Genomic DNA, 24689 nt, shown 5'->3' on the forward strand with positions numbered 1-24689 from the left:
TATTGGAGGAACCCTCTTTAAATCGATAAATCACAGAGTTGAGGTGCAGAATGAATAAGCAGGAAAATATTGCAAAAATTTATCCGTTAACCCCATTGCAAGAGGGTATGTTGTTTCATGCTGTCAAAGATACAGACAGCAGCGCCTACTGCCTCCAGATGTCCGCAAAGCTCCAAGGTGATTTTCACCTGCCCATTTTTGAAGAGAGCATGAACAAGCTCGTAGAGAACTATGAGGTTTTGCGCACTGTGTTTGTTTATCAAAACCTGCAGCGACCTCGACAGGTTGTTTTTAAAGAGAGAAAAGTTACCGTTCATTTCGAAAACATTGCTCATTTACCTATAGATGATCAGAACGATTACATAAAAGCGTATACCAATCAGCATCATACGTTTGAGCTGACGAAAGACGTCTTGATGAAAGCAGCTATTTTCCAGACGGGGGAGAACCAGTATCAGTTCGTTTGGGCATTCCACCATATCATCGTCGACGGCTGGTCTTTGGGCGTATTGCTTCATAAACTGCTCGCGTACTATGCTGCCATTCGTAAGGGCGAGGCTGTTCCGCGGGAAGCGACCAAACCATACAGCGAATATATCAAATGGCTGGATAAGCAAAACAAAGAAGAAGCACTTACTTACTGGCAGAACTACTTGGAAGGCTATGACCATCAGTCTGATTTCCCTAAAAAGAAGAATGTAGCGGAAGATGGCAATTATGTACATGTGGAGAATCTTTTCACGGTCGCACCTGAGAAGACTCAGCAGCTGATGCAGATTGCCAATCAGAATCAGGCTACGATGAGCAGCGTTTTTCAATCTCTTTGGGGTATTTTGGCGAGCAAGTACAAAAATTCGGACGATGTGGTATTCGGTTCTGTTGTGTCAGGTCGTCCGCCAGGGATCCAGGGGATTGAGAGCATGGTTGGATTGTTCATTAACACGATCCCAACTCGCGTGCAAACGAACAGAAAACAAACCTTCAGTGGGCTGCTAAAAACAGTTCAGAAGCAAGCCTTGGCTTCTGCTTCTTATGATTTCGCTCCGCTGTACGAAATTCAGAGCAAGACGGTACTGAAACAGGAGTTAATCGATCATTTGGTGACGTATGAAAACTACCCGGATCATGCTTCGAATGATCGGGAGGATTCCTTAGGCTTTCAATTCAACGTGGAAAATGGGGAAGAACAGACTTCCTATGATTTTAACGTTGTGGTAGCAGTCGCACCTTCGAATGAGATGTATGTGAAGTTGAGCTATAATGCATCGATTTATGAAGAGTCATTCATGAACCGAGTAGAAGGGCACTTGAAAACGATCATTGAGCAGGTCATTCACAATCCGAATGTACTGCTTGAAGATATCGGAATCATCACGGATGAGGAAAAACAACAATTGCTGGTAGCTTATAACGACACGACCGCGGATTATCCAGGCGATAAAATGATTTTCGAGCTGATCGCGGAGCAAGCAAGACAGACGCCTTCGAAAGTTGCAGTTGTTTGCGGGGAAGATCGCCTTACTTACCAGGAGCTTCAGGAGCGTTCCAACCAGTTGGCCAGAGCTCTGCGTGGGAAAGGAATTACCCAAGGCAGTTTCGTCTCCATTATGGCTGAGCATTCACTCGAGCTGATCGTGGCTATTATGGCAGTTCTAAAATCAGGCGGCGCCTATTTGCCGATTGATCCCGAGTATCCGATAGAGAGAATTCAATATTTACTGGATGACAGTCAGACGACGATTCTCTTGACACAGTCCCATCTTCAGGAAAAAGTCGAGTTTGAAGGCGACATCCTCTACCTTGACAATCCTTCCTTGTTTGAAGGAGACCGTTCGGATCTTGACACAGCATGCACACCGGACGATTTGGCGTACATGATCTATACTTCCGGGTCCACGGGGAATCCAAAAGGCGCGATGATTACCCACCGAGGTCTAGTCAATTACATTTGGTGGGCGAACAAGGAGTATGTCCAAGGGGAAGCTGTAGACTTTCCGCTGTACTCTTCCATTTCGTTTGATTTGACTGTCACCTCGATCTTCACGCCGCTTCTATCAGGCAATACGATCTATGTCTACAGAGGAACAGATAAGGTACAGGTCATTTTAGACATCATCCAAGATAATCAAGTGGGAATCATCAAGCTGACGCCAACACATTTGAAGCTAATTGAAGAAATAGATGGAACAAACAGCAGCATCCGACGGTTTATTGTCGGTGGTGAGAACTTGCCAACCCAATTGGCGAAGAGAATCTATGAGAACTTCGGACAGAATGTCAAGATTTTCAATGAGTATGGACCTACCGAAACCGTTGTGGGCTGCATGATTTATTTGTATGACCCTAAAAAACCCATCCAAGAATCGGTACCAATCGGAGTTCCTGCAGACAACGTCCAGCTTTATTTACTCGATTCCTCTATGCAGCCGATACCCGTTGGTTCCATTGGCGAGATGTATATATCCGGAGATGGCGTAGCCAAAGGATATTTCAATAGACCAGAGCTGACCCAGGAAAAGTTCATCGAAAATCCGTTCCGTCCGGGGACCAAAATGTATCGAACAGGCGATCTGGCGAAATGGCTCCCAGATGGCAATATGGAATATTTGGGAAGAATCGACCATCAAGTCAAAATTCGTGGGCATCGGATTGAGATGGGCGAAATTGAGACGCGATTGACGCAGCATGAATGGATCAAGGAAGCCGTCGTCATCGCTGAAAAGGATGACAGTGGTCAAAATGTGCTCTATGCCTACATTGTTTCCGAGCAGGAGTTGACCGTATCGGAATTGAGAGAGCATCTGGGAAGTACACTTCCTTCCTACATGATCCCGTCCTTCTTTGTCCGTTTGGAGGAAATTCCGCTGACAGCCAATGGAAAAGTAGAGCGGAAGAAATTGCCGAAGCCTGACGGTGCAGTTGTAACGGGAACAGCGTACGTCGCTCCTCAGAATGAAACGGAAACAAAATTGGCTGAGATTTGGCAGCAGGCCCTGGGAGTTAGCCGTGTAGGCGTTCACGATCATTTCTTTGATTTGGGCGGACATTCACTGAAGGCTATGACAGTCATCTTTCAAGTCTCTAAAGCGATGGAAGTGGATTTGCCAGTAAAGGCACTGTTCGAGAATCCGACCGTATCCCAGCTCGCTGCCTTTATCTCGAAATCGGGGAAAAGCAAGTACACAGCCATTCAACCGGTTGAGGTAAAAGAATTTTATCCCGTATCTTCTGCTCAAAAAAGAATGTACATCCTTCAGCAATTTGAAGGAAGTGGCATCAGCTATAACATTTCGGGAGCAATGTTGCTGGAAGGAAAGCTGGATTACAATCGTTTTGCTAGCACGGTCCAACGACTGGCAGAGCGCCACGAAGCTTTGCGCACATCCTTCCACCGTATCGATGGTGAGCCTGTACAGAAAGTGCATGATGAGGTAGAAGTACCAATCCTGATGCTGAAGTCTACGGAAGACAAGACGGAGCAGATCATGCGCGATTTTGTCCGTCCATTTGACCTCGGAATCGCTCCGTTGATTCGAACAGGCTTGGTCAAGTTGGGCAAAGACCGTCATTTGTTCCTGCTAGACATGCACCATATCATCTCGGACGGTGTTTCGTCCCAAATTTTGCTGAGTGAATTTGCCAAGTTGTACCAAGGGGAAGCCTTGCAACCTCTTTCTCTCCAATACAAGGATTTCGCTGCTTGGCAAAATGAGCTGTTCCAGACGGACGCGTACAAGAAGCAGGAGCTCCACTGGTTAAATACCTTTGCTGATGAAATTCCTTTGCTCAATCTGCCGACTGATTATCCGCGTCCAACCATTCAAAGCTTTGAAGGGGATCTGGTTCTTTTTGATACAGGAAAAGAATTGACCGAGCGTTTGCGCAAGGTAGCAGCAGATACGGGTACAACCCTGTATATGGTCTTGCTCGCGGCTTACCATGTACTGCTGTCCAAGTATTCCGGCCAAGAGGATATCATTGTCGGTACGCCTGTCGCTGGTCGTTCCCATGCCGACGTGGAAAACATCATGGGGATCTTTGTGAATACGTTGGCGATGAGAAATCATCCTGTGAGCGACAAAACCTTTACCCAATTCTTGCAAGAAGTGAAACAAAATGCGCTGGCGGCCTATGACAATCAGGACTATCCATTTGAAGAGCTGGTGGAAAAGCTGGCAATTCAACGCGACATTAGCCGAAATCCTTTGTTTGACACTATGTTTTCTTTGGAAAATGCGAATCAGCAGTCGCTGGAAATCGACCAGCTTATAGCAGCTCCGTATGAGTTATTTAACAAAATTTCAAAGTTCGATCTTGCTTTGAATGCGAGTGAATCGCAATCTGACATTCAGTTCCAATTCGCATTTGGAACGAAGCTATTCGAGAAAGAAACCATCCAAAGAATGGCCCATCATTATCTGGAAGTCTTGCGTACCATTAGTGCACAACCAAATACCAAGTTAGCAGAAATCGACATGATGACAGAAGCAGAAAAACGTGCTCTCATCCTGAACGTCAACGATACTTTTGTCGAACGTTCCGCTGATCAGGTTTTGCATCAAATGTTTGAAGAGCAAGTATTGCTGACGCCAGATCAAGTAGCAGTAGCCTATGACGGATACACCTTGACCTATCGCCAGTTGAACGCTCGGGCCAATCAAGTAGCTCGTTTGCTGCGGAGCAAAGGAACTCAACCAGATACGATGATCGGAATTATGGTAGATCGTTCCATCGGGATGGTCTTGAGCATGTTGGCCGTGTTAAAAGCAGGTGGTTCGTATACGCCAATTGATCCTAGCTACCCGCCAGAAAGAATCCAATACATGCTCAGTGACAGCAAAGCTCCGATTCTACTGACACAGCTTCATTTGAAAGAGACAGTAGAGTATGCAGGAGAAATCATCGACGTAGACGATGAAGCGATTTATGCAGGTGACGACACCAATCTTGATAATATCTCTGGCAGGGATGACTTGGCTTATGTCATCTATACATCTGGATCGACCGGAAATCCCAAAGGGGTTATGATCACGCATCAAGCGATTTGCAATCACATGCTTTGGATGAAGAATGCCTTCCCACTCACTATAGAGGATGCTGTTTTGCAAAAAACGCCGTTTTCCTTCGATGCTTCCGTATGGGAATTTTATTTGCCACTGATCACGGGGGGACGCCTGGTACTGGCAAAGCCAGACGGACATCGAGACATCGAGTACATGACTCGCATGATCAGAGAAGAGAAGATCACGACTTTACAGATGGTTCCTTCCTTGCTGGACCTGATCATGACTGAACCGGGATGGAGCTCTTGCACGAGCTTGCAACGCGTTTTCTGCGGTGGAGAAGCATTGGCACCTGCACTTGTTTCGCGCTTTTACCAGACGCAAACGGCACAGTTGATTAACCTCTATGGCCCTACAGAATCCACGATTGATGCGACATACTGGATTTGCCCTCGTTTGCCAGAGTATGGCGTGATTCCCATTGGCAAACCGATTGATAACGTCCGTTTGTACGTCGTAAATGCGAGCAACCAGCTCCAGCCTGTAGGAGTTGCAGGAGAACTGTGCATTGCTGGCGACGGTTTGGCCCGCGGCTACTGGAATCGTGAAGAACTGACAACAGCCAGCTTTATTGACAATCCGTTTGAACCGGGTAGCAGAATGTACCGAACTGGAGACATGGTAAGGTACCTAGCCGACGGCAATGTGGAATATCTCGGACGTATCGACCATCAGGTCAAAATCAGAGGCCACCGGATCGAACTGGGTGAGATCGAAGCAAGGCTTTTGCAGCATGAATGGATAAAAACGGCCATTGTCCTTGCCCGTCCAGATGAAAAAGGGCAAAACAACTTGTACGCCTATATCGTTGCCGATCAGGAAATCAAGACAGCCGACCTGAGAGCTTACATGGCGTCCCATTTGCCATCTTATATGGTTCCTTCTTATTTTGTTTATTTGGAGAAGCTGCCGCTCACGGCAAATGGCAAGGTAGATCGCAAAGCATTGCCTCAACCTGAGGGAGCATCCTCATCTGAAACCGTGTATGTAGCGCCGCGCAATGAAGTGGAAGCCACGCTCGCAGACATTTGGCAAAGTGTACTTGGCGTGAACCCAATCGGGGTACACGATCACTTCTTCGAATTGGGCGGACACTCCTTGAAGGCGATGAACGTCATCTCTTTGATCCATCGCACACTTCAAGTAGATGTGCCTTTGAAAACGCTGTTTGAATCGCCTACGATCGCTGACTTGTCGGCATCCATCGCTACTGCTAGCAAAGGCAAGTATACGACGATTGAACCTGTCCAAAAGCAGGAGTATTACTCGGTGTCTTCTGCACAAAAGAGAATGTTTATTCTCCGACAAATGGAAGGTGCAGACATCAGCTACAACATGCCGGGCATCCTGTACATTGATGGCAAGCTGGATACAGAGCGTTTGCAGCAAGCGCTCAAGAGTCTGGTGAGACGCCATGAATCTCTGCGTACCTCGTTCCACTCCATGAAAGGAGAGACTGTTCAGCGCGTACATGAAGATGTCGAGCTGGAAATCTCGTTGATGGAGTCAACAGAGGGAGAGCTCAAACAAATCGTCGAGCAATTTATTCAACCGTTCGATTTGGAAAAAGCTCCACTGATTCGCGCTGGACTGGTCAAACTGGCTCCGGAACGCTATCTTTTCATGCTGGATTTGCACCATATTGTGGTGGATGGTGTATCGATTGGCATTCTTGTTCAAGAGCTTGGCGAGCTTTATCACGGGGAAGAGCTGCCAGAATTGAGCATTCAGTACAAGGACTTTGCCCATTGGCAGAATCAATGGTTCGAGACGGGAGAGTTTGCTGCTCAGGAAGCCTATTGGATCGATACTTTTACGGGAGAAATTCCTGTATTGAATCTTGCAACGGATTATCCGAGACCTTCTGTGAAAAGCTTCGAGGGTGAGCGATTTGTTTTCAGCTCCGGTGCCCTTTTGAAAAAAGAATTGAATCGACTTGCTCATGGTACAGGAGCTACGCTCTACATGGTTCTGCTGGCTGCCTACAATGTACTTCTCTCCAAATACTCTGGACAAGAGGACATTATTGTTGGTGCACCTACTGCTGGCAGGTCCCATGCTGAAACGGATTCGATCATCGGTATGTTTGTCAATACACTGGCATTGCGAAACGAGCCTGTGGGGGCTAAGTCCTTCCTTAGCTTTTTGGGAGAAGTGAAAAACAATACGCTGAAAGCCTTTGAGAATCAGGATTATCCACTGGATGAGCTGATCGATAAGCTGAACATTCAACGGGATCTGAGCCGCAATCCTTTGTTTGACACCGTATTTATCTTGCAAAATATGGATCAGAAGCCGTTCGAAATGGAGCAACTTACGTTTACACCCTATATGGCAGATGTGAATCAGGCCAAGTTTGATCTGTCATTAGAGGCGTATGAAGAAGATGAGGAGATCATCTTTAGCGTTGATTACTGCACCAAATTGTTTACAAGAGAGACGATTGAAAAAATAGCAGCACATTTCATCCGAATCCTTCATGCCGTTATTGAGCAACAAGATATTACCTTGTCCGAAATTACTATGCTTTCCGATGAGGAAAAGCATCGCTTGTTAGTAGAATTCAACCAAACGCATAAGGAATATCCACAGAACAAGACACTACATGAGCTATTTGAGGAGCAAGTGGAAAAAACACCACAGGTTGCTGCGGTTGAAATCGGCGATAAGCAGATGTCCTATCACGAACTGAATGAGCGAGCAAACCAGCTTGCGGTTACCTTGCGTGAACGGGGAGTAAAGGCTAACCAATTCGTAGGAATCATGGCAAACCGTTCTGTAGAAATGGTTGTGGGAATCATGGCCATTTTGAAAGCAGGTGGAGCCTTTGTGCCTATCGATCCCGAATATCCGGAAGATCGTGTGGCCTATATGCTGGAGGATTGCGAAGCCCATCTGGTGCTTACCCAAAAACATCTTGGAGCTAAGCTGGCTTCTAGTGTGAGCGTGGAATGCCTGTATCTGGAGGAGGAGAAGAACTATTCTCCCAACCGTTCGAATCTCGAGCCGATTCAAACCGCTTCCGATTTGGCTTATGTCATCTACACATCAGGGACAACAGGCAAGCCAAAAGGAGTAATGATTGAGCATCGTGGCATCGTCAACAGTGTGTTGTGGAAGAAAGAGGAGTATCAGTTTAGCGTCCATGATAGAAGTCTGGTGCCCTTATCCTTTGCGTTTGATGCCTTTGTTCTTTCCTTCTTTACACCGATCCTTTCCGGTTCAACCGTCGTCTTGGCGGAGGATGAAGAAGCCAAAGACCCAGTATCTCTCAGAAACCTCATTGCAGCTGCGAGATGCACCCAAATGACATGCGTGCCAAGTTTGTTCCAAGCGATATTGGAATGCGGTACTGCTGCGGATATCAGCTCCCTGCAAACCGTCACACTTGGGGGCGAAAAAGTATCTGCTCAGCTCGTTGAGAAGAGCAATCAGCAGAATCCGCAATTGGTCATCGTCAATGAATACGGTCCGACAGAAAGCAGTGTCGTCGCCACTTGGCAGCGAATTTCGCAACTGGATTCTGCGATAACGATCGGACGTCCCATTGCCAACACCAGCATCTATATCGTGGACAAATTCCATCAGCTACAGCCAATCGGCGTCGTCGGGGAAATTTGCATCGGTGGCCACGGTTTGGCACGTGGATATTGGAACAAGCCGGAACTCACAGCAGAGAAGTTTGTTTCCCATCCCTATTCGGAAAGCGAGCGCATGTACAAGACTGGCGATCTAGGAAAGTGGCTCCCTGACGGAAAGATTGAATTTATCGGTCGCTTGGATGAACAGGTAAAAGTAAGGGGATATCGGATTGAAATCGGCGAGATTGAGTCGGTAATGCTCTCCTTTGAAAAGCTGACTTCAGCTGTCGTGATTGTCCATGAGGACCAACAGGGCCAATCGTCGCTTGCTGCTTATTACACGGCGGAAGAAAAGCTTGAAGTCTCGAATCTTTGGTCGCATCTGTCCCAAAGCTTGCCGTCTTACATGATTCCTGCGTACCTGCTCCAGCTCGATCTTCTCCCGCTTACGCCTAATGGAAAGATCGACAGGAAAGCCTTGCCGAAACCAGAAGGCAGACCTGTAACGGGAGCAGAATATGTGGCGCCAGCAAGTCCTGTGGAAAACAGGTTGGTAGAGATTTGGGAACGTGTGCTTGGGGTAAACGACATCGGTGTTCTCGACAACTTCTTCCAGCTAGGTGGGCATTCCTTGAAAGCCATGTCGCTCGCCGCACAGATCCATCGAGAGTATCAAGTCGAGATTCCACTCAGAGTACTCTTTGCGACACCTACCATCCAGGCATTGGCACAGTATATCGAGACAAGTGGAAAAGACACACATGTACCGATTCAGCCTGTGCCGCGGCAAGAATATTATCCCGTTTCCTCTGCACAAAAAAGGATGTTTGTCCTGCGCCAGTTTGAAGGCACCGGCACAGTCTATAACATGCCAAGCGTGATGTATATCGAAGGCGATCTGGATCATGCGCGCTTTGAAACCGCGATACAGGGGTTGGTCAAGCGACACGAATCGTTGCGGACATCCTTCCACACAGTGAATGGCGAGCCTGTTCAGCGTGTACATGAGGCAGTCGAACTGGATGTGCGCTATGAGGATTTGACGGAAGACCAAGTCGAGCAAACCATCGAATCATTTGTGCAGGCATTTGATCTCGAGAAGGCTCCGTTGTTGAGGGTCGGGCTCTTCAGCTTGGGAGAGAAGCGACATCTCTTCCTGATGGATATGCATCACATCATTTCGGATGGCGTCTCTGTCGGAATCATCATGGAAGAATTCTCGAAGCTGTATCGAAACGAACATTTGCCAGAGCTCGCTGTTCAATACAAAGATTTTGCTGTCTGGCAGACTGATCTGTTCCAAACAGACATCTATACAAAGCATGAGAACTACTGGTTGAATTCCTTCGCGGGTGACATTCCGGTACTGAATCTGCCCGCCGATTATTCCCGCCCTCTGGTTCAAAGCTTTGACGGAGATTGCATTTCGTTCCAAACAGACAAAACGTTGATGGACGATTTATACAAGCTCGCTCATGAGAACCAAACCACGCTGTTTATGGTCTTGCTGGCGGCTTACAATGTGCTCCTTTCCAAATACAGCGGCCAAGAAGACATCGTAGTGGGAACGCCGATTGCTGGCAGATCTCATGCGGATGTAGAAAAAGTCTTGGGGATGTTTGTCAATACATTGGCTTTGCGAAACTACCCTGATGGAACGAAATCGTTCCAGGCATTTTTGGAAGATGTCAAACAGAATACGCTGCACGCATACGCCCACCAGGATTATCCGTTTGAAGCACTGGTCGAAAAACTGGAAATCCAGAGGGATCTCAGCAGAAACCCGCTGTTTGACACCATGTTTATTTTGCAAAACCTGGACCAAAAAGCTTATGAGCTGGATGGGCTGAAATTTGAAGCCTACTCCGGAGATGGGCAGCAAGGCAACGCCAAATTCGATCTCACACTGGAAGCACATGAAGATGAGACAGGAATTCATTTTGGTCTCGTGTACTCCACGAAATTGTTCCAAAGAGACACGATGGAAAGAATGGCAGGTCATTTCCTCCAGGTGCTACGAGGAGTCATTGCAGACCAAACAGCGGCGTTGCGTGAAATCAACTTGCTCGGTGAGGAAGAAAAACACATCGTAACTGTTGCATTCAACAACACGTTTGCCGCCTATCCACGCGAAAGCACGATTCAGGAGCTGTTCGAGGAGCAAGTGGAAAGAACGCCAGAGCATACTGCAGTTGTGATGAACGAACAGATGCTGACGTATCGGGAGCTGAACCAAAAAGCGAATCAGATCGCAAGTGCTCTTCGCCGATTGGAAGTAGGAAGAGACAGCGTTGTAGGTATGTTGGCAGATCGTTCTCTCGAGATGATCACAGGCATTATGGGGATCATCAAAGCAGGAGGCGCTTACCTGGGGATTGATCCAGAGCATCCATCCGAGCGCATTTCTTACATGCTCGAAGATGGCGGCGTGAAGGTTGTCCTTGTTCAAAGACATCTTGTGCATCTCGTCGAAGAAGGTCTCATTCCAATCGTTTTGGAAGACGAGAGCCTGGAGCAAGAAGATGCCAGTAACCTGACCAACCACAATGACGCCAAGGACTTGGCCTATGTGATGTACACGTCGGGTTCAACGGGCAAACCAAAAGGAGTCATGGTTGAGCATCGCAATGTCACCCGATTGGTGAAAAATACGAACTACGTTCAGGTACGCGAAGAAGATCGCATGATTCAAACGGGCGCTATTGGATTCGACGCCATGACGTTTGAGATTTTCGGAGCTCTGTTGCATGGTGCTAGCTTGTTCCTCGTGAGCAAGGATGTTCTGTTGGATGCGGAGAAGCTTGGAAGCTTCCTGCGAGAGAATCGGATAACAACGATGTGGTTAACTTCACCACTGTTTAACCAGCTCTCGCAAGACAATCCGGCGATGTTTGATGGCTTGCGTGCGTTAATCGTCGGTGGCGAAGCACTGTCGCCGAGACACATCAACAAAGTTAACAGCGCCCATCCCACTCTGGAAATTTGGAACGGATACGGCCCGACAGAAAACACAACCTTCTCTACATGCTATTTGATTGAGAAGGAATTCGAAGACAATATTCCGATTGGGAAGCCGATCACGAACTCCACTGCTTATATCGTAGATCGCTACAATCAGCCGCAGCCAATTGGGGTGCCGGGTGAATTGTGCGTAGGTGGAGACGGGGTAGCCAGAGGCTATTTGAACAAGCCAGAATTGACTGCCGAGATGTTTGTTCCGAATCCGTTTGTTTCAGGTGAAAACATGTACCGCACAGGGGATTTGGCGAGATGGAAGGCGGATGGAACGATTGAGTATTTGGGACGTATCGACCAACAGGTAAAGATCAGAGGCTATCGGATCGAGCTTGGGGAAATCGAGACTGTTCTCACCAATCTAGCAAAGGTAAAAGAAGCTGTCGTTACGGTAATGGATGATACGAACGGCCAAAAAGCTCTCTGCGCTTATTTTGTTCCAGAAACGGAACTCGACGCAGCAGAGTTGAGAGAAGCTATTTCCAAAGAATTGCCTAGCTACATGGTGCCATCCTTCTATGTCCAAATGGATAAACTGCCTTTGACTGCAAACGGAAAGCTCGATCGCAGAGCTTTGCCTGAACCAACTGGTGATCGGGTTCAAAGCTCCACATATGTCGCCCCACAAAACGCGACTGAGACGAAGCTGGCTGAAATTTGGCAAGAGGTACTGGGTATTCATGCGATAGGCATTCACGACAACTTCTTTGAACTCGGCGGACATTCCCTGAAGGCCATGAATGTGATCACGCAGGTGCACAAAGCATTTCAGGTCGAGCTTCCGTTAAAAGCATTGTTTGAATCTCCTACGATCCATGAACTGGCTGCCTATATCAGCTCGAGTGAGATTGAACAGTTCGAGACCATTCAACCAGTAGAGCAAGCAGACTTTTACCCAGTCTCGTTCGCTCAAAAAAGAATGTACATCCTGCATGAGTTTGAAGGAAGCGGGATCAGCTACAACGTGCCGAATGTGCTGATAATAGATGGCCATCTGGATTACGAACGCTTTGAACATGCGATCCGAACACTGGTAAAACGACATGAATCCTTGCGAACATCCTTCCATTCGAAAAACGGAGAACCAGTGCAACGAGTACATGAGGATGTCACGCTGCTCATCGGTATTTCCGAGGCGACAGAAGACCAAGTAGAGCAACGCATTCAGGAGTTGGTCCAGCCGTTTGATCTGGAAGTGGCTCCGCTGTTCCGGGTTGACTTGATCAAACTGGGGGCAGAAAGACATTTGTTCTTCATGGATATGCACCACATTATCTCGGATGGGGTATCGCTTGCAGTCATCGCCAAGGAGTTTGCGAGCTTGTACGAAGAAAAGCAGCTCCCTGACATGCGCATCCAATACAAAGATTTTGCTGCTTGGCAAACGAAACTGTCCCAGTCTGAGCGTTTCCAAAAACAAGAGGATTATTGGACGAATGTCTTCGCAGGGGAGATCCCGTTACTCAACCTGCCAAATGACTTCCCAAGACCTACTGTTCAAAGCTTCGAAGGCGACACAGTAGCGATCGGTACAGGACATCAAATGCTTGCGGAGTTGCGGCAACTCGCTGCAAATACGGGCTCAACACTGTTCATGGTGCTTTTGGCAGCCTACAATGTACTGCTGTCCAAATACGCAGGACAGGAAGAAATTGTAGTCGGCACACCGATTGCAGGTCGATCCCATGCAGATGTGGAACGAATCGTTGGCATGTTCGTCAACACGCTTGCCTTGAAAAATGTGGCAGGGGGCGAACTGACCTTCCGCGAGTTTTTGGGTGACGTGAGACAAAATGCGTTACATGCGTTTGAACATCAGGATTATCCGTTTGAACATCTCGTAGATAAGCTGCAAGTGCGGCGAGATTTAAGCCGAAATCCACTGTTTGATACGATGTTCAGTCTGGGGCTTGCCGACTCATCTGCCTTAGAAATTGCAGGACTCAACATGTCCGCTTATCCGGTAGATGGCAAGATCGCGAAATTCGATATCGCTCTGGATGCAATGGAACAACAAGATGAGCTTCTCGTGCAATTCAACTATTGCACGAAGTTGTTTGCGAAAGAATCAATCGACCGCATGGCAACTCATTACGTCAATCTTTTAAGGACGATCATTGCCAATCCAGATTGCAAACTGGCAGAGATCAGTGTCTTGTCAAATGATGAGATGGAGCAAATGCTGCATGATTTCAATGCAACAAGAGCCGCTTATCCCACGAATAAAACGTTCCAGGAGCTATTCGAAGAGCAGGTCGAAAAAACACCGAACCAGGTAGCTGTGATCTTCGAGGAAGAACAGCTAACGTATCGGGAATTAAATGAAAAAGCAAACCAGCTCGCACGTATTTTGCGCCAAAAGGGAGTCAAGCCTGAGAGCACAGTCGGTATCATGGTAGACCGCTCCTTGCACATGGTAGTAGGGACGCTCGGCATTTTGAAAGCCGGAGGAGCCTATGTCCCGATTGATCCAGACTATCCGTTGGAGCGTCAAGCATTCATTTTGGAAGATAGCGATGCGAAGCTGTTCCTTACTTTGCAAAAGTTGAATACGCAGCTTGCATTCCCTCACGAAACTCTCTATCTGGATGTAGAGGGGCTGTATCAAGGAGAAGCGAGCAATCTGGAGCCTGTGGCACTGCCGGAACACGCTGCTTACATCATTTATACTTCCGGTACGACTGGCAAGCCAAAAGGGGTCGTGATCGAGCACCGGAGCTATGCGAATGTCGCTTTTGCATGGCAGGATGAGTATCACTTGGACACCTTCCCGGTTCGCTTGCTGCAAATGGCGAGCTTCGCCTTCGACGTATCGACTGGCGATTTTGCCAGAGCATTGCTCACAGGAGGGCAGCTGGTAATTTGCCCGAATGAGGTCAAAATGGACCCTGCTTCCTTGTACGAAATCATCAAGCGGTATGAAATTACGATTTTCGAAGCGACACCAGCTTTGATTATGCCGTTGATGCATTACATTTACGAAAACCAGCTCGACTTCAGTCAGATGAAGCTCCTGATTCTCGGAGCAGACAGTTGTCCAGCAGAAGACTTCAAGACCTTGCTCGCGAGATTCAGCCAGACGCTGCGCATCGTTAATAGTTATGGCGTAACAGAGGCGTGCATCGATTCCAGCTATTACGAAGAAACAGATGTCTCATCCATTCGCTCGGGAACGGTACCAATCGGAAAACCGCTGCCGAATATGCAGATGTTTGTGATGGATCAACAATTGAATCTTCAGCCTGTTGGAGTCGTGGGTGAGTTGTGCATCGGGGGAGCAGGGGTCGCTCGCGGTTATTTGAACAGACCTGAGCTGACAGTGGAGAAGTTCGTAGCGAATCCTTTCGCGCCAGGTGAGCTGCTGTATCGTACGGGTGATTTGGCGAAGTGGCGCGCGGATGGCAATGTGGAATTCCTGGGTCGTAACGATCATCAAGTGAAAATCAGGGGTGTCCGTATCGAGCTGGGCGAAATCGAGACACAGCTCCGCAAGTTGGACGGAATCTTGGAAGCAGTTGTCATGGCAAGAGAGGATCACAGACAAGAAAAGTATTTATGCGCGTACATGGTGGCAGACCACGAGATCGACACAGCACATTTACGCCAAGAATTGCTAAAAGAATTGCCTCAAGCGATGATTCCATCGTATTTCGTATCACTTGAAGCGCTGCCGCTTACCGCAAATGGGAAGATCGACAGACGTTCCTTGCCGGCGCCGGAAGTATCCATGCTAAGAACGACGGAGTATGTAGCACCTCGAACGGAATTGGAAGCACAATTGGCCCGCGTATGGGAGCAATTGCTGAATATGGAGCAAGTAGGGGTTCTAGATGATTTCTTTGCAATTGGCGGTCACTCCCTGCGTGCGATGAGTGTGATTTCGAGCATGCATAACGAATATCAAGTCGATATTCCGCTTCGTGTTTTGTTCGAAAAACCGACGATTCAACAGTTGGCTGCACACATCGAAGAGACAGCAAAAGGATATGTCATTTCGATTCAACCAGCACCTGCGCAAGAGTATTATCCTGTTTCATCGGCTCAAAAGCGCATGTATATCCTCCATCAATTTGAGGGAGTCGGCATCAGCTACAATATGCCTTCGGCCATGCTGATCGAAGGGAAGCTGGAACCGGAACGATTAGAGACAGCGTTCAAGCAGCTAATTGAGCGACATGAAAGTCTTCGTACGTCTTTTGCCGTTGTAAATGGAGAGCCTGTTCAGAAGGTTCACGAGGACGTTTCTTTTGAACTTTCGTATACAACGGTCACAGAAGACCAAGCACAAGAGGTCCTTTCAACCCTCGTTCAACCATTCGATCTGGGGGTAGCGCCGTTGCTTCGCGTCCGTCTTCTGCATATCGGAGAAGATCGTCATGTGCTCTTTACCGACATGCATCATAGCATTTCCGACGGTGTATCCTCCGGCATTCTCCTGTCTGACTTAGTGCAGCTGTACCTAGGGGATGTTTTGCCAGAGCTACGAATTCAGTACAAGGACTTCTCTGTATGGCAACAGGAGCTTTTCGAATCCGATGCCTTCAACAAGCAAGAAGAGTACTGGGCTCAAGTGTTTGCAGACGAAATTCCAGTGCTAAACCTGCAAACGGATTTCACCCGACCAAGCATTCAAAATTTCGCAGGGGATCAGTATACCATCAGAACCGGTAAACAACTCATGGAAGGCTTGAACCAGCTGGCTCGAGAAACGGGAACGACACTGTACATGGTGCTCCTCGCGACGTACAACGTACTGCTTTCCAAGTATTCCGGGCAAGAGGACATCATCGTCGGCACACCGATTACAGGCAGATCCCATGCTGATCTGGAACCAATCGTCGGTATGTTTGTAAACACATTGGCGATGAGAAACAAGCCGCATGCTGGGAAAACATTCACGGAGTTGTTGCTGGAAGTCAAGCAGAATGCACTGGACGCTTACGTTCATCAGGATTATCCGTTTGAGGAACTGGTGGAAAAACTCGACATTCCGCGAGACTTAAGCAGAAACCCGCTCTTTGACACTATGTTTACTGTGCAGAACAACATGGATGACTCCATCGACCTGCCCGGCTTGACACTTGCTCCTTTCATGACTGATCAGGCTGGCAACCATTCCAAATTTGATTTGACGTTGATTGCCACAGAAGAGCGTGAGGAGATCAGCATTGGCGTGGAGTACAGCACAAGCTTGTTTACGCGAGAAACGATTGAACGGTTAAGCAACCACTTCATGGCTATTGCACATATCGTTGTTCAAAATCCGCATATCCGCTTGAGTGAAATCGACATGCTCAAGGCGGAGGAGAAGCGACAAATTTTCGAAAAGTTCAATGATACAGCTGTCAGCTATGTACAAGACAAAACGCTGCATCAATTATTCGAAGAGCAAGTCTCGAAGACGCCAGATCAGGAAGCTATTCTCTTTAACGGTCAGACACTGACGTACAGCGAGCTCAATGAGCGGGCCAACAGACTGGCAAGAGTTCTGCGCACCAAAGGAATTGGATCAGATTGTCTTGTAGCAGTCATGGCGGAGCGTTCACCAGAAATGATCGTTGGCATCCTTGGTATTTTAAAGGCAGGCGGTGCGTATGTTCCGATCGATCCGACGTATCCGCAAGAACGCATTGAGTACTTGCTGGAAGACAGCAACGCAGCACTGCTTCTCTGCCAATCTCATCTGTCAGAACTATTGTCTCGCGTGTCGAGCGGGCTTGACTGGCTTGATCTGAACGCAGAGTATGACGTCGAGATGGATGGCTCCAATCTCGCATCACTCAATCAACCGACCGATCTCGCCTATGTGATCTATACATCGGGGACGACTGGTAAGCCGAAGGGCGTCATGATTCCACATCAGGGAATCGTTAATTGCTTGCAGTGGAGAAGAGATGAGTATGGATTCGGACCGGGAGACAAGGCGTTGCAGGTATTCTCTTTTGCCTTCGATGGGTTTGTAGCCAGCTTATTCGCTCCGCTTCTCGGAGGGGCTACTTGCGTCTTGCCGAGAGAGGAAGAAGCCAAAGATCCGGTAGCGCTGAAAAAGCTGATTGCCTCAACGGAAGTCACACATTATTACGGTGTACCGAGTCTGTTCCAAGCGATTCTGGATTGCTCGACTGCTGCAGATTTCTCTCCTCTGCGTTGCGTAACATTGGGAGGCGAGAAACTACCTCCGCAGCTTGTGCAAAAAACGAAAGAAAAGTATCCAGCAATCGAGATCAACAATGAATACGGTCCGACCGAAAACAGCGTCGTCACCACCATCTCTCGTTCGATCGAAGCAGGGCAGGACATCACGATTGGGCGACCGCTAGCCAATGTACAGGTTTACATCGTAGATACACAACATCATTTACAACCGATCGGCGTAGTGGGAGAGCTATGCATCGGAGGACCCGGACTTGCAAGAGGTTATTTGAACAAACCAGAGCTCACACAAGAAAAGTTCGTTCCAAATCCATTTGTGCCAGGAGAGCTCATGTATAAAACGGGTGACTTGGTGAAATGGCGGACAGATGGCACGATCGATTACATCGGTCGGGCTGACGAACAGGTGAAGGTGAGAGGGTACCGCATCGAGATCGGGGAAATCGAGAGCACCATACTCGCTTACGATGGCATCGATCAAGCAGTGGTAGTTGTGCAAGAGGATGAACTAACGGCCGGACAGTATCTTTGCGCTTATCTCGTCCCAGCAGCAGAGGTAACCGTTGCCGAGCTGAGAAGGCATCTGGCGAAGGAACTGCCTGCTTACATGGTTCCAAGCTATTTTGTTCAGTTGGATCAACTGCCGCTTTCGGCAAATGGAAAAGTGGATCGTAAAGCGTTGCCGAAGCCACAGCCATCGGATGCGACTACACGTGAGTTCGTGGCACCAAGAACTGCGACTGAGCATCAATTGGCATCCATTTGGCAGGAAGTTTTGGGGGTAGACCCGATCGGAATTACTGACCATTTCTTTGAACTGGGTGGACATTCATTGAAAGCAACGTTGCTGGTTGCGAAGGTGTATGAGTACATGCAGATTGAACTGCCGTTGAACCTCATCTTCCAGCATCCAACAATTGAGAAGGTAGCGGATTTCATCACGCACAAGAACTTCGAGGGCAGCTCCGGAAGAGCCATTCTCTTAAATGAAGAGACGGCGAGAAAGGTATTCTGCTTTACGCCGATTGGAGCCCAAAGTGTCTATTACCAGAAGCTTGCTGATGAAATCAAGGGCGTCTCCTTGCATAGCTTTGATTTCATTCAAGAAGACAATCGACTTGAGCAGTACATCGAAGCCATCGTCGAGATTGATCCAAAAGGACCCTATACGCTCATGGGATATTCCTCAGGAGGCAATCTGGCTTTTGAAGTCGCAAAAGAACTGGAGAATCAAGGATATGTCGTGACCGACCTCATCTTGTTCGATTCGTACTGGAAAGACAAGGTGATGGAGAGGACTCTGGCGGAAACAGAGAGTGACATTGCCCAGTTATTTGCCGAAATTGGAGAAAACATCGAGATGTTCAACATGACTCAAGAAGACTTCAATTTGTACGCTGCCAATGAATTCGTCAAGCAAAGCTTCATTCGGAAAACGGTCAACTACGTGATGTACCACAATCAACTGATCAATACGGGTGCAACGAACGCAGCGATCCATCTCATTCAATCAGAGCTGGAATCGGGCGAGGAAGATCTAGTCGCAGTCAAATGGAATGAATCCGCTTGGGCACAGGTTACGAAACGACTGATGACGTACGAAGGGTACGGAATCCACTCCAGAATGTTGGGAGGAAATTACGTGTCAATGAATGCCTCCATCCTCCGAGACATCCTGCAAGAGCTGTTCATTCTGAAATAAGATCGCGGCTTTGTGATGATTCCCCTTGGGAACATGTTTTCCAAGGGGAGTTCATCCATTACATCCTTGGAGAGGAGCAGCAAATGATTTTTACCAAGCAAGCTCAGCACAGAAAGAAAGATCCCGTGTTTGGCTGGGTGCTCTCATATGTAAAGCCTTATCGAGGTTGGGTCATGATCTGTATCATTGCCTCGCTTCTTGTAGCTGTGGCAAACATTTGGATGGGAGTCCTGATCAAAACCATGGTCGAACATACGAAAGACTTCGACAAGCTGATCAGTATTGCGCTCATCATTTTTTGTCTGACTATCGTAGGTTTTCTCTCGAAATATTTCATCACGTATTCGGCAGCTAGATTCAGTTCAAGAGCCATGAGAGATTTGAAAAACAGCATGGCTGCTCATCTCGAAAAAGTTCCCATGTCCACCATGGATAAATATCATTCCGGCGATCTCGTTTCTCGCTTAACAACGGATGCCCAGATCTTGCAAAGCTTTTTGCAAAAACATTTTTTCCAGCTTTTTTATCTGCCAGTTGTTTTTGTCGGAGCTCTTGGACTGTTGTTGACGATCAATTGGAAGTTAATCATCTTCAGTATCGCAATCCTTCCTGTCGCCATCGCTATCACAGGATGGATGAGCAAACCGCTTCAAAAATATTCGGAGCAAATGCAGCATCATCTGGGTCAAACGAACACCATCGCGCAGGATACGCTTTCCGGGATTCACATGGTCAAAGCTTTTCAATTGGAAGGCGTTCTGTATCGTAAATACCATGCAGGTATGAAGCAGGTATTGAAAAATGCGTTCCAAGCAGAGAAGAAGCGCGCGTGGATGACAGCACCAGGGATTTTATTGTTTTCTTCCCCAATCCTGTTTTTTGTCGCTTATGGTGGGTACTTGATTCAGGCGGGAGAATTGGATCTGGGCAGCTTGGTCATTTTCAGCTATTTGCTTCACTTTATTATCGAGCCACTTTCACTCGCGCCCGTGTTGTTTGCCCAAGTACAAGAGACATCAGGTGCGGCAAAGCGGCTTCAAGAAATTTTTTCACAGCCAGTCGAACAAAATGATCAGCCAGCGATTCCTGTTGATCTAGAGGCGATTCCTGTACAGTTTGAGAACGTTACGTTTGCCTACGATCAGGCAAGGATTCTTAATAACGTTAGCTTTACGCTACATCCGAACAAGACCATTGCGTTAGTAGGTGCCAGCGGAAGTGGAAAGAGCACCATCATGAAGTTGCTGTGCGGGTTTTATCCAATGGAATCGGGTAACGGAAGACTGAATGTTTTCGGGCATTCCATGGCTGATTGGAATATGACGGACATGCGGAGCTATCTTTCCCTGGTTTCTCAGGATACGACGCTATTCCCCGTGTCTATTGCGGAAAATATCTCGTATGGCCGCATTCATGCGACACAAGACGAGATTATAGCAGCGGCAAAAGCGGCCAATGCGCATCACTTCATCATGGAGCTGCCGCAAGGATATCAAACAAAAGTAGGGGAACGTGGCTCTCGTTTATCTGGCGGACAGAAACAGCGCATCGCGATTGCTCGAGCAATTTTGAAGGACGCTCCAATTTTACTGCTGGATGAACCAACGTCTGCCTTGGATACAGAATCGGAAGCTTTGGTCCAAGAAGCGTTGGAAAATGTGATGAAAAATCGGACGGTTCTCGTCATTGCTCATCGACTGTCTACGATAAAAGACGCGGATGAAGTGCTTGTTTTGGAGCAAGGACAAATTGTTGAGCGAGGTACACACTACGATTTGCTTGCCCAAGGCGGCGTTTACACCAGATTGTATCAAAAACAGTTTGCCACAGAGATGCACAGCTCGCTGGCTGCAGGGGGGGTATAGGCATGTTCATCCAGAATTTGATGCGGGAACTACTTCAACTGCTGTCGTTTATGAAATCGAAAAAGCGAGCGTATATTTTGGGACTCGTGGGTGACGGAATCGGTCAAGCAGCTGTATTGGTATCCTTACCTTTCGTGTTCAAGGATCTGACGGATTTTGCGAACACAAAAGACCCTGCTTTATTAACCAGAGCAATTGCCACCATGGCTGTAATGTTCCTCTTGCTGAGTATCCTGTCTCCATTTTTCAGCTACATCTATCGACGATGCGTCCGCGAGCTTATTGCGAACATTCGGCTGCATGTCTATCAACGATTGAGCAAGCTCCCTTTCGATTATTATGAGCAGCACCATTCGGGAGATACGATGTCGAGACTGGGCAACGATGTTGTCCTCATGGAAAACGCATACGCAGAGCAATTGAAAACGTTAAGCATTATCCTGCTGTCGCTGATCGGTTCGATCATAGGAATGTTTGCTATGGATTGGAAAATTGCCGTCGTCCTATTGCTCGTTAGCACATTGACTCTTTATGTGAATACGCTGTTTGCCAAGTCAGTCCGGCGCATTGGAGACCGAATGCAACAGCAGATGGGGATTGGGACAGAAAGATTAAACGATTTTTTGTCAGGGTTGCCCATCATTAAAATGTTTCATTTACATAACGTTGTGACCGCACGTTACACGGAAGCAAACGAAGAAGTAGCTTCGTCTGCCATCAAGCAAGGGCATAAACACGGATTATTGGAAGGGACCAATTTTTTCATCCAATTCTTAAGCTTCGGGGGAATGCTTGTTTTTGGAATCATGATGGTTTCCAAACAAATGATCGGATTGGGCGTGCTGGTTGCTTTGGTTCAACAACAGATGCTTGTAACACTGGCATTTCTCCAGCTTGGCCAAGTCATCACAGCGTTGCAGAGCTCGCTAGCTGGAGCTTCTCGGGTCGTCGATTTTCTGAATGAACCTCTCGAACCAGAAGAGTACCAGAGGAGCTTCGACAAACACCAGTATTGCGAAAGCATGCTGAAGCTGGAGCAGGTCGTTTTCGGGTACAACGAAGCTACAAATGTGCTGGATGGTGTTTCGTTGCGGGTCGAGCAAGGCCAAATGGCTGGGCTAGTCGGAACGAGTGGAAGTGGAAAAAGCACCGTCATGAAACTTCTGTTAGGGTATTACCCACCTGCGAGCGGCGCTCTTTATTTACTCGGCAAGCCCATGGGAGCTTATTCTCTTGCAGAAATTAGAAGTTTGATCTCATACGTGCCTCAGGATGCCTTTTTGTTCGAAGGAACCATCGAAGACAATATTCGTTACGGCTGTCTGGATGCTTCGGAAGAGGATGTCATCAAGGCAAGCAAAGCAGCGTATGCGCATGATTTTATTATGGAACTGTCTGATGGCTACCAGACCAAAACAGGAGAACGCGGTGCCAAGCTATCTGGCGGACAGCGTCAGCGAATTGCCATTGCCAGAGCCATCCTGAAAAATGCACCGATTCTTCTACTGGATGAAGCAACCTCCGCATTGGATGCAGAATCAGAATATTGGGTGCAGCAAGCATTAACCGCACTCATGAAAGATAAAACGGTACTCGTCATCGCTCATCGCCTTTCGACTGTAGAGGATGCCGATGTGATTTACGTGATGGATCAAGGAAAGGTCATCGAGAAAGGTCGCCATGTTGAGTTAATGGAGCACAACGGCACGTATGCCAAATTGTATGAAGTGCAGCAGCGAAAGGATCGAGCAGAACAAGTCAGTAGTCTTGAATTGACAGAAAGAAGAGTGAGTGCTACATGATTGCTATTTACGCTTTGAAATGTCCTGCTGTCATGGAGAAAGAGTTGTTCAACCGATTTTTACAAGCACTACCCGAAGAAAAGCGGGAACGGGTCAACCGTTTCAGAAATCCGGCTGATTCCTATCGGGCTTTGCTCGCGGACGTGCTTGTACGCTCTCTCATTTGTGAAGCCTACGAGATTTCCAATGACGAAATCGAGTATGACTACAATGCATACGGAAAACCTTTTTTGAAATCATTTCCCAACTACTGCTTTAACGTCTCGCATTCCGGAGATTGGGTGGTCTGTGCCACACATGACTCGCAAGTGGGGATTGATGTGGAGCAAATATGTCCGATTGAGTTGGATATTGCCACTCATTATTTTGCACCAGCCGAAGTAGAAGATCTCTTGGCAAAGCATCCGGATGAACAGCTTTCGTATTTCTACGACCTTTGGACCTTGAAGGAGAGTTATATAAAAGCGAGAGGCATGGGGCTGTCTATCCCATTACAATCATTCGCCATTAGAAAAAGCCAAGACCAATCGATTACGATATCGCAAAATGATTCGCGCGATGCTTGGGCATTTCATCAGTATGAGATCGATCCAGGCTATAAATTGTCAGTATGCGCGACTACCAATCAGTTTTCTGCTCAAGTAGTCATGAAAGATGTACAAGATTTGCATCAGGCCATTTTTCATAGAAAGATGTCGAGGTAATTACGTAATGAGGAAAGGGCGGGGAAAGAGATGAAATTGTTTTGCTTTCCGTACGCAGGTGGACTTCCCAGCATCTATTACGGTTGGAAGCGGGTATTGTCGCCAGCTTTATTGGAAATTGATCCATTCGAGGTAAGGCCTTCACTTCAGAGCGAAAGCGTGGTTCTTTCCACCTCGTTTTATGAGGTCTTGGAGGATGTATACAAACGGATCACACCAGAGCTGGGGGAAGAACCTTTTGCCTTTTTTGGCCACAGCATGGGCGGCTTAATCGCGTTTGAACTGACGCGAAAGCTGTTGCAGAATGGAAAGCCACTGCCCCAGCACTTGTTCCTGTCTGCATCCCGCGTGCCACATGCGTATCACAAACTGGTGAAAACATACAACCTGCCGCATAACGAGTTCATCGAATCGCTACGTACACTTGGGGGCACTCCCAATGAAGTTTTGGACAATCACGAGCTCTTGGAGTTATTTTTGCCTAATATTCGCGCTGATTTCCAGGCCGTGCAAACTTATGAAATGAATCACGAGCTTCCTCAGCAAATCCCCGTCAATATGACGGTTTTGTTTGGGAAAGAAGATTCGATTGAAATCCAAGATATTGTGGCATGGCGAGACTATTGCGGGCGAGAATGTAAATTTTACCCCATGCCTGGTGGGCATTTCTTTATTCATCAGCAAATGAATACGATCCTTGTGATCATTCAAGACACATTGAAGGTAGAACAGGCAGTTGTAATCCGTGCCCAATTCTAACGATTGTGTACGGCAACAATAAATCCTAAGGTGAAGGTTGGTGTT

General features: G+C 47.5%; 5 protein-coding genes. All 5 read left to right on the forward strand.

Annotation, left to right across the window (positions count from 1 at the left end; all coding sequences use genetic code 11):
• Positions 1 to 50 precede the first annotated feature (50 nt).
• The 5 genes from tycC (at position 51) to ACM6JA_RS16240 (ending at position 24644) form a co-directional block, all read left to right on the forward strand.
• Positions 51 to 19514, forward strand: coding sequence for a tyrocidine non-ribosomal peptide synthetase TycC (tycC, locus tag ACM6JA_RS16220; RefSeq protein WP_414853111.1), 19464 nt, complete (start codon positions 51 to 53; stop codon positions 19512 to 19514).
• Between the two features lie 83 nt (positions 19515 to 19597).
• Positions 19598 to 21379: an ABC transporter ATP-binding protein gene (locus tag ACM6JA_RS16225; RefSeq protein ID WP_414853112.1), complete on the forward strand. Its 1782-nt coding sequence runs from the start codon at positions 19598 to 19600 to the stop codon at positions 21377 to 21379.
• Positions 21380 to 21381: 2 nt separating this feature from the next.
• The gene (locus tag ACM6JA_RS16230; RefSeq protein ID WP_414853113.1) at positions 21382 to 23181 is read left to right on the forward strand and encodes an ABC transporter ATP-binding protein; all 1800 of its coding nucleotides are present in this window, start codon (positions 21382 to 21384) and stop codon (positions 23179 to 23181) included.
• A complete protein-coding gene (locus ACM6JA_RS16235) occupies positions 23178 to 23885 on the forward strand; it encodes a 4'-phosphopantetheinyl transferase family protein (protein WP_414853114.1) in 708 nt (235 codons plus the stop codon). The genes ACM6JA_RS16230 and ACM6JA_RS16235 overlap by 4 nt, the downstream gene beginning before the upstream one ends.
• A gap of 30 nt (positions 23886 to 23915) precedes the next feature.
• On the forward strand, positions 23916 to 24644 hold the full coding sequence (locus ACM6JA_RS16240) for a thioesterase II family protein (protein ID WP_414853115.1): 729 nt from the start codon (positions 23916 to 23918) through the stop codon (positions 24642 to 24644).
• Positions 24645 to 24689 lie beyond the last annotated feature (45 nt).

This window comes from Brevibacillus sp. IT-7CA2 (genome assembly GCF_949767855.1).
Classification (GTDB): Bacteria; Bacillota; Bacilli; order Brevibacillales; family Brevibacillaceae; genus Brevibacillus.